This window comes from Stenotrophomonas maltophilia group sp. Smal17 (assembly GCF_030237045.1).
Classification (GTDB): Bacteria; Pseudomonadota; Gammaproteobacteria; order Xanthomonadales; family Xanthomonadaceae; genus Stenotrophomonas; species Stenotrophomonas forensis.
Genome location: NZ_JASJSU010000015.1, coordinates 38946 through 45539 on the forward strand (window position 1 = coordinate 38946; position 6594 = coordinate 45539).

At 68.0% G+C, this 6594-nt stretch carries 6 protein-coding genes; 2 read left to right on the forward strand and 4 right to left on the reverse strand.

Annotated elements, in window-relative coordinates; translation table 11 throughout:
• Nucleotides 1–42 precede the first annotated feature (42 nt).
• Both rarD and yedA read right to left on the reverse strand, forming a co-directional pair.
• The gene (gene rarD / locus QRO93_RS06550; protein WP_004153791.1) at nucleotides 43–942 is read right to left on the reverse strand and encodes an EamA family transporter RarD; all 900 of its coding nucleotides are present in this window, start codon (nucleotides 940–942) and stop codon (nucleotides 43–45) included.
• Complete coding sequence (gene yedA / locus QRO93_RS06555) at nucleotides 939–1844, reverse strand: drug/metabolite exporter YedA (protein ID WP_040006616.1); 906 nt, start codon at nucleotides 1842–1844, stop codon at nucleotides 939–941. The genes rarD and yedA overlap by 4 nt, the downstream gene beginning before the upstream one ends.
• 222 nt (nucleotides 1845–2066) lie before the next feature.
• Here yedA and QRO93_RS06560 point away from each other — a divergent pair, with 222 nt between their 5' ends.
• Together QRO93_RS06560 and QRO93_RS06565 are read left to right on the forward strand one after the other, a co-directional pair.
• Nucleotides 2067–3401 (forward strand): MFS transporter, encoded by a 1335-nt coding sequence (locus QRO93_RS06560; RefSeq protein WP_008265793.1) that lies wholly within the window; start codon nucleotides 2067–2069, stop codon nucleotides 3399–3401.
• A gap of 67 nt (nucleotides 3402–3468) precedes the next feature.
• Complete coding sequence (locus tag QRO93_RS06565) at nucleotides 3469–3768, forward strand: hypothetical protein (protein ID WP_180880109.1); 300 nt, start codon at nucleotides 3469–3471, stop codon at nucleotides 3766–3768.
• Between the two features lie 24 nt (nucleotides 3769–3792).
• On the opposite strand, the gene QRO93_RS06570 is transcribed toward QRO93_RS06565, so the two are convergent.
• Nucleotides 3793–5445 carry a M28 family metallopeptidase gene (locus QRO93_RS06570; protein WP_164086524.1) on the reverse strand — a complete coding sequence of 551 codons (1653 nt, stop codon included), beginning with the start codon at nucleotides 5443–5445 and terminating at the stop codon, nucleotides 3793–3795.
• Nucleotides 5446–5550: 105 nt separating this feature from the next.
• Nucleotides 5551–6483, reverse strand: a complete 933-nt coding sequence (locus tag QRO93_RS06575; protein WP_180878673.1) for an MBL fold metallo-hydrolase — start codon at nucleotides 6481–6483, stop codon at nucleotides 5551–5553.
• Nucleotides 6484–6594 lie beyond the last annotated feature (111 nt).

Here is a 6594-nt window from a genome sequence, read left to right on the forward strand (position 1 = left end):
CGTTCTTTTTCCTGCATCGTGTTCGCCGGGCGTGGCCAGGCGCTATCGTTTCGCAGCCCGCATCGTGCGGATGTTGTCGCCGACAAACAGCACCAGGCCGGCCCAGATCGCCGCAAAACCGATCGCCTTGCCGGTATCGAATCCTTCGTGGAAGAAGAACACGCCCAGCAGCAGCTGCAGGCTCGGCGCGATGTACTGCAGGATGCCGACCAGTGACAGCGGGATGCGCTTCACGCCGTAGGCAAAGCCGATCAGCGGTACCGCAGTGACCGCGCCGCCGAAGATCAGCAGCAGGTCGTTGCGCCAGCCCCAGCCATGGAAGAAGGCACCGCCATGACCGTTCTCGGCCCAGATCGCGAACGCCAGCGCCGGCAGGAACAGGTACAGGCTCTCCACGCCCAGGCCAGCCACCGGATCAACCGAGACCAGCTTGCGCAGCAGCCCGTACAGGCCGAACGAACAGGCCAGGCCCAGCGCGATCCACGGCGGCGTGCCGGCATCGATGGTCAGCCAGGCCACGCCCACTGCCGCCATCGCCACCGCCACCCACTGCAGGCGACGCAGGCGTTCCTTCAGCACCAGCACGCCCAGCAGCACGTTCACCAGCGGATTGATGAAATAGCCCAGGCTGGTCTCGATCACATGCCCGGCATTGACCGCCCAGATGTACAGGCCCCAGTTGAAGGCAATGGTCAGGCTGGACACCAGCAGGATCGGCAGCGCGCGCGGCTGCGCCGCGATCTTCTTCCACCACCCCAGGCGCGAGCTGATCAGCAGCCAGCCCAGCACCATCACCGTGCTCCAGATGATGCGGTGGGCGATGATCTGGAACGAGGGCACCTCGTTGAGCAGGTGCCAGTACACCGGCACCAGCCCCCAGATCACGAAGGTGGACGCGGTGACCAGCAGGCCCCGGCGTTGTTCTTTCTCGTCCATGCTCATTGCTTTCGCGTCCTTGCCATCGTCAACACCACCACGCCCAGAAGAATCACCGCCATGGCCAGCAGGTCGCGCCAGCCGAACCGTTCACCGTTGAGCAGCGCGCCCAGCAGCACCGCGATCACCGGGTTGACGTACGCGTAGCTGCCGGCCAGCGCCGGGCGCACGTTCTGCAGCAGCCATACGTAGGCGGTGAACGCAACGATGGAACCGAACACGCACAGGTAAGCCATCGCCAGCAGGCCGCTGGTGTCGGGCAAGGTGGTCGGGCGCTCGCCCACCGCCAGGCCGATCAGCACCAGCAGAACGCCGCCGCAGATCATCTGCCCGGCCGCGGTCATGAACGGGCCCGGCAGGTCCAGGCCGCGCGCCCACACCGAACCGAACGCCCAGCCGACCGGTGCGATCAGCAGCAGCACCAGCCCGGTTGGCGATGCGGTCAGGCTGCTGCCGGCATTGAGCCAGACCACGCCCAGGAAGCCGATGGCGATACCCAGCCACTCGCCGCGGCTGGCGTGCTGGCCGCGCAGCGCCGAGAACAGCGCCATCCACAGCGGCACCGAGGCCACGGCCGTGGCGGCCAGGCCCGAGGACACCTCGCGCTCGGCCAGCACCACCATGCCATTGCCCAGCACCAGCATGGTCACGCCCATGATGACCAGGTTGCGCCACTGCCGCAGGGTCGGGTTGGGCAGCTTCCAGAACAGGCGCAGCGCCAGGTACATCACCCCGCCGGCAATGATGAAGCGGCTGCCGGAGACCATCGTCAGCGGCAGCGCGCCGCCGTGCAGGGCCTTGGCGATGCCCAGGTAGGTCGAGCCCCAGACCACATAGACCAGCAGCAGTGCCAGCGCGACAAGGCCACCCCGGGGGGCAGCCGCAGACGGAGAGGGGGGAGCCGACATGACGCACCAAGGAGCCGGGGGAAGGCGGATTCTAGGACGTTTTGAGTATGGTCCGGGACCCCGGACGGTGGCACGCTGTCATCCATCCATGCACCCTGCTCTGGTCTGCTACCCCGTGTTGACGGTCGATGCAGTACCAAGAGGCTGCCCGGCCGCGCCGCCCCAAGGCCGGGCGCCGTTTTCCCTGCGCACGGACGCGCCGCATCGAGGATTCCCACCCAGATGAGCACCACGTCCCAACCTGCTGTTCCCGCGAACGACCGCGCCGCCCTGCGGCGGTCGATCTCCAACACCCTCAAAGGCTCCGCCGGCAACCTGGTGGAGTGGTACGACGTCTACGTGTACTCGGTGTTCGCCGTGTACTTCGAATCGCAGTTCTTCTCGCCGGACGACAAGAACTCCACCATGTATGTGTGGGCGATCTTCGCCGCCACGTTTCTGATGCGCCCGATCGGCGCCTGGTTCTTCGGCCGCTTCGCCGACCGCCACGGGCGCCGCCTGGCGTTGACCGTGTCGGTCACCCTGATGGCCGTCTGTTCCTTCCTCATCGCCATCACGCCCACCGCGGCCAGCATCGGCATCTGGGCGGCGGTCATCCTGCTGTTCGCGCGCCTGCTGCAGGGCTTCGCTACCGGCGGTGAGTACGGTGCCAGTGCCACCTACATGTCCGAGGCCGCCATTCCCGGCCGTCGCGGTTTCCTGTCCTCGTTCCACTACGTCACCCTGGTCGGCGGCCATGTGCTGGCCCAGCTGACCCTGCTGCTGATGCTGACCTTCTGGGGCAAGCCGGAAATCTCCGAGTGGGGCTGGCGCATCGCCTTCGGCATCGGTGGCATCGCCGCGGTGGTGGTGTTCTGGCTGCGCCGGGGCATGGACGAGTCGCTGTCGGAGTCGTCCATCGAGGCCGCGCGCGAAGGCAAGGCACAGAAGTCCGGCTCGATGTACGAACTGTTCGTGCACCAGTGGCGGCCGCTGCTGCTGTGCTTCCTGATCACCGCCGGTGGCACCGTGGCCTTCTACACCTACTCGGTGAACGGCCCGAAGATGATCCAGAGCGCCTTCGCCGGCAACGACCCGATGACCGGCACCCTGATCAACCTGGGCGTGCTGACGTTCCTGATGGTGCTGCAGCCGGTCGGTGGCTGGCTGTCGGACATCATCGGCCGCAAGACCCTGCTGGTGTTCTTCGGCGTCGGCGGCGTGCTGTACAGCTGGTACCTGATCACCCAGCTGCCGCACCAGCATGACGCCACCCTGGCCTTCCTGACCCTGGCCATGGCCTTCGTCATCCTCACCGGCTACACCTCGATCAACGCGGTGGTGAAGGCCGAACTGTTCCCCACCCACGTGCGTGCACTGGGCGTGGGCCTGGGCTATGCACTGGCCAACTCGCTGTTCGGCGGCACCGCCCCGCTGCTGTACCAGGGTGCGCTGAAGACCGGCCACGTCGACTGGTTCGCCATCTATGTCACCGCGACGATCGCGGTATCGTTGGTGGTCTATGTGTTCTTCCTCACCAACAAGGGCCCGAACTGGCTCGACGGCACCCGCAAGTAAGGGCGCTGTAGTGATCGCGGCCACCGGTGCACTGCCGGTGGCCGCTGCGTCTCCCGCCACGCCTCTGATGTGGATCGCGGCGACGCTGGCCGCAGCCACGGCACTGGCCTGGCTGCTGCGCCGCCCCAACGCACGGGCCGCGTGGCCGCGTATCGGCTTCGGGATCGCCCTGCTGGTGTTCTGTGCCGCGTTGGCGCTGCAGCTGGCGGTGGACCTGGGCAGCGGCCACAGCTCGCTGCAGCTGCGCCTGCATCGCGGCATCAACGCCGGGTCGCAGGTTGGCCTGCGCACGATGGTGGCGTGTTATCTGGCCGCGCTCGCCGTCAGTGGCTGGGGCGCATGGAAGCTGCTGCGCCAGCGACGGTAATGCCGGCCGCTGGCCGGCACTACCTCAGCGGCGGGCGGCTTCGCTCTTGTCGCGCGCGCCGCGGAACTCCGATTCCTTTTCCCAGGTCGGCCAACGGCGGCTGTTGGCCAGCTCGGCGCCCAGGTCGTAGACCAGCAGGGTATCGGCGGCGTGGCCGCTCGGGTCCCAGCTCGGGGTCCAGGCATCGCAGGCCTGGTGGTAGCAGTCGGCGAAGTACTTCTCGCGCAGCGCGCGGCCGGCCTCCACGCCACCGTCCAGCTTGTCCAGGCCCGGGCCGATGGTGATCGCCGGCACGCCCAGGCGGGCGAAGGCGAAGTGGTCGGCGCGGTAGAAGAAGCCCGCCTCCAGGTTCGGGTCCGGGCTGTAACTGCGGCCGCGGGCCTTGGCCACGCGCTCCAGGTCGCCTTCCAGCGACACCCGGCCCTTGCCCCACGAGGCGATGTCGCGGGTCGGGCCGTCCGGGCTGAACATCTCGATGTTCAGCACCGCGGCGGTCTTGTCCAGCGGCGCCAGCGGATGCGCGGCGTAGTAGCTGGCACCCAGCAGGCCCTTCTCTTCGGCGGTCAGCGCCACGAAGTACAGCGTGCGCTGCGGCTGCGGGCCTGCGGCAAACACGCGGCCCAGTTCCAGCACCGTGGCCACACCCGTGGCGTTGTCGATCGCACCGCGGCGGATGCGGTCGCCCTTGGCATCGGGCTGGCCGATGCCGAAGGCATCCCAATGCGCCGAGAAGATCACCGCCTCGTCGCCGTGCTCGCCGCCGGGCAGCTTGGCCACCACGTTGCGGGTCACCACCTGCTCGCGCTTCAGCGCGAAATCCACGCTCAGCGTTGCGTTGTCCAGCGCCACCGGACGGAAGTCGGCGCGCATCGCCTTGCGCTTCTCGGCATCGAAGTCGAGACCGGCGTCGGCGAAGATCGCCTCTGCCAGCCCGCGCTGCATCCAGCCACGCAGCGGCGTGTGCTGGGCCATCGCCTCGGCCTGGCCGCGCTCGATGTCGAACAGCGGCGAGGTGCCCGAGCTCTTCACCGTGGCCCAGCCGTAGGCGGCCGGCGCGGTCTCGTGCACGATCAGCACGCCTTCGGCGCCACGGCGTGCGGCTTCCTCGAACTTGTAGGTCCAGCGGCCGTAGTAGGTCACCGCCTTGCCATCGAACGCGCCCGGCGCATCGGCCTCGAAATCGGCATCGTTGATCAGCACCACGGCGATCTTGCCGTGCAGGTCCACGTCCTTGTAGTCGTTCCAGTGGCGTTCCGGCGCGTCGATGCCGTAGCCGACGAACACCAGCGGCGCGTCCTTGATCTGCACGCGCTTGCGCGGCTGCAGGCTCTGCAGGGTCACGTCCTCGCCGTTCGCCAGTGCACGCTTGCCGCCCTTCAGCGACAGGCTGGCCTTGGCAGCGCCGTCCAGCTGCGCACGCACCAGCGGCACCGGCTGCACCCAGCTGCCGTCCACACCGCCCGGCTGCAGGCCGTAACTGCGGAACTGCTCGATCAGGTACTGCACCGTGCGCTCTTCGCCTTCGGTGGCCGGCGCGCGGCCCTCGAATTCATCCGATGCCAGCACGCGCACATGGCGCGACAGTGCCTGCGGATCGATGCCGCCGCCGGGCAGGTCATTGGCCGCCTGGGCCAGGCCACCCACGAACAGGCAGGACGACAGCAGCAACACGCGCATCGGATTCACGGCAATACCACGGCAGGCTTGGAAGTCACCAGAGTGTAACGTGGTCATGACGTCGCGGTGCAGCGTCGGCTCGCCTCATCCACGCGTGGCGTGGATCTACCTGTGGACGCGGTCCAGCCAGCAGGCCAGGCCTTGTGCGTTGAGTTCGATGTCCATCGCCAGCACGGCCGTCACCGCGGCCTGGTCCAGAGCACAGCCATGCTGCTGCGCGCGCTCCAGGTACAGCGCCTGCAACGCGGCCAGCAGGCAGCGATGCCGATCGGGCCGGCCATCGCACTGGCGGCCGATGGTGGCCATCGCATCGATCTGTTCGAACAGATCGTCGGCCAGCTTCTGCACCTGCTGCACGCGGCCATAGTGGGTCAGGTACATCGCCTGAGGCGCGTAGTCGAGCATGCGCCGGATCGAGGCCTTCATCGCCTCCGGGTCGAACTGCACCGGCGACGAGGTGGGGAAGATGAAAGCGCCCTGCGCGCTGTCCAGCTCGCGGTAGGAGATGCCGAACGTATCGCCGGTGAACCAGCTGCGGCTGCGCGCGTCCCACACGCAGTAGTGGTGCAGCGCATGGCCCGGCGTGTGCAACAGCAGCAGCTCGCGGCCGGCCAGATCGATGCGGTGCCCGTCTTCGGCCACCACAACGCGCGTCTCCGGAATCGCCTCGATGCGGCCGTAGCTGCGCGCGATTTCCTCGCCACCGTACACCGCCGTGGCACCGGCAATCAGCCGGGTCGGGTCGATCATGTGCGGCGCACCGCGCGGGTGCAGTACCGCCCTGGCGTTCGGCAGCTGCTGCATCAGCAGGCCGGCGCCCCCGGCGTGGTCAAGATGCACGTGGGTGAGCAGCAGCCAGTCCACCGCTTCCACGCCCAGGCCGGCGTCCGCCAGCGCCTGCAGCATCGCCGGCACCGACAGGCCGGTGCCGCAGTCAACGAACGCGGCGCGGCCGTTTTCAACGATCAGATAGGCCGCGTCGAAATCCGGACGCTGGAAGCCGGTATCGATGGTGTGGATGCTGGGGTCGGCGGTCATCGGCACGCACCTGGCAGGAACGGGAACAGAATCCCATGGTAGGCGCTCACGCGGCCCGGGTTCGATGCGGCTTTGGTCGGAGGCGCACTTCGGTAGAGTCGAGCTTGCTCG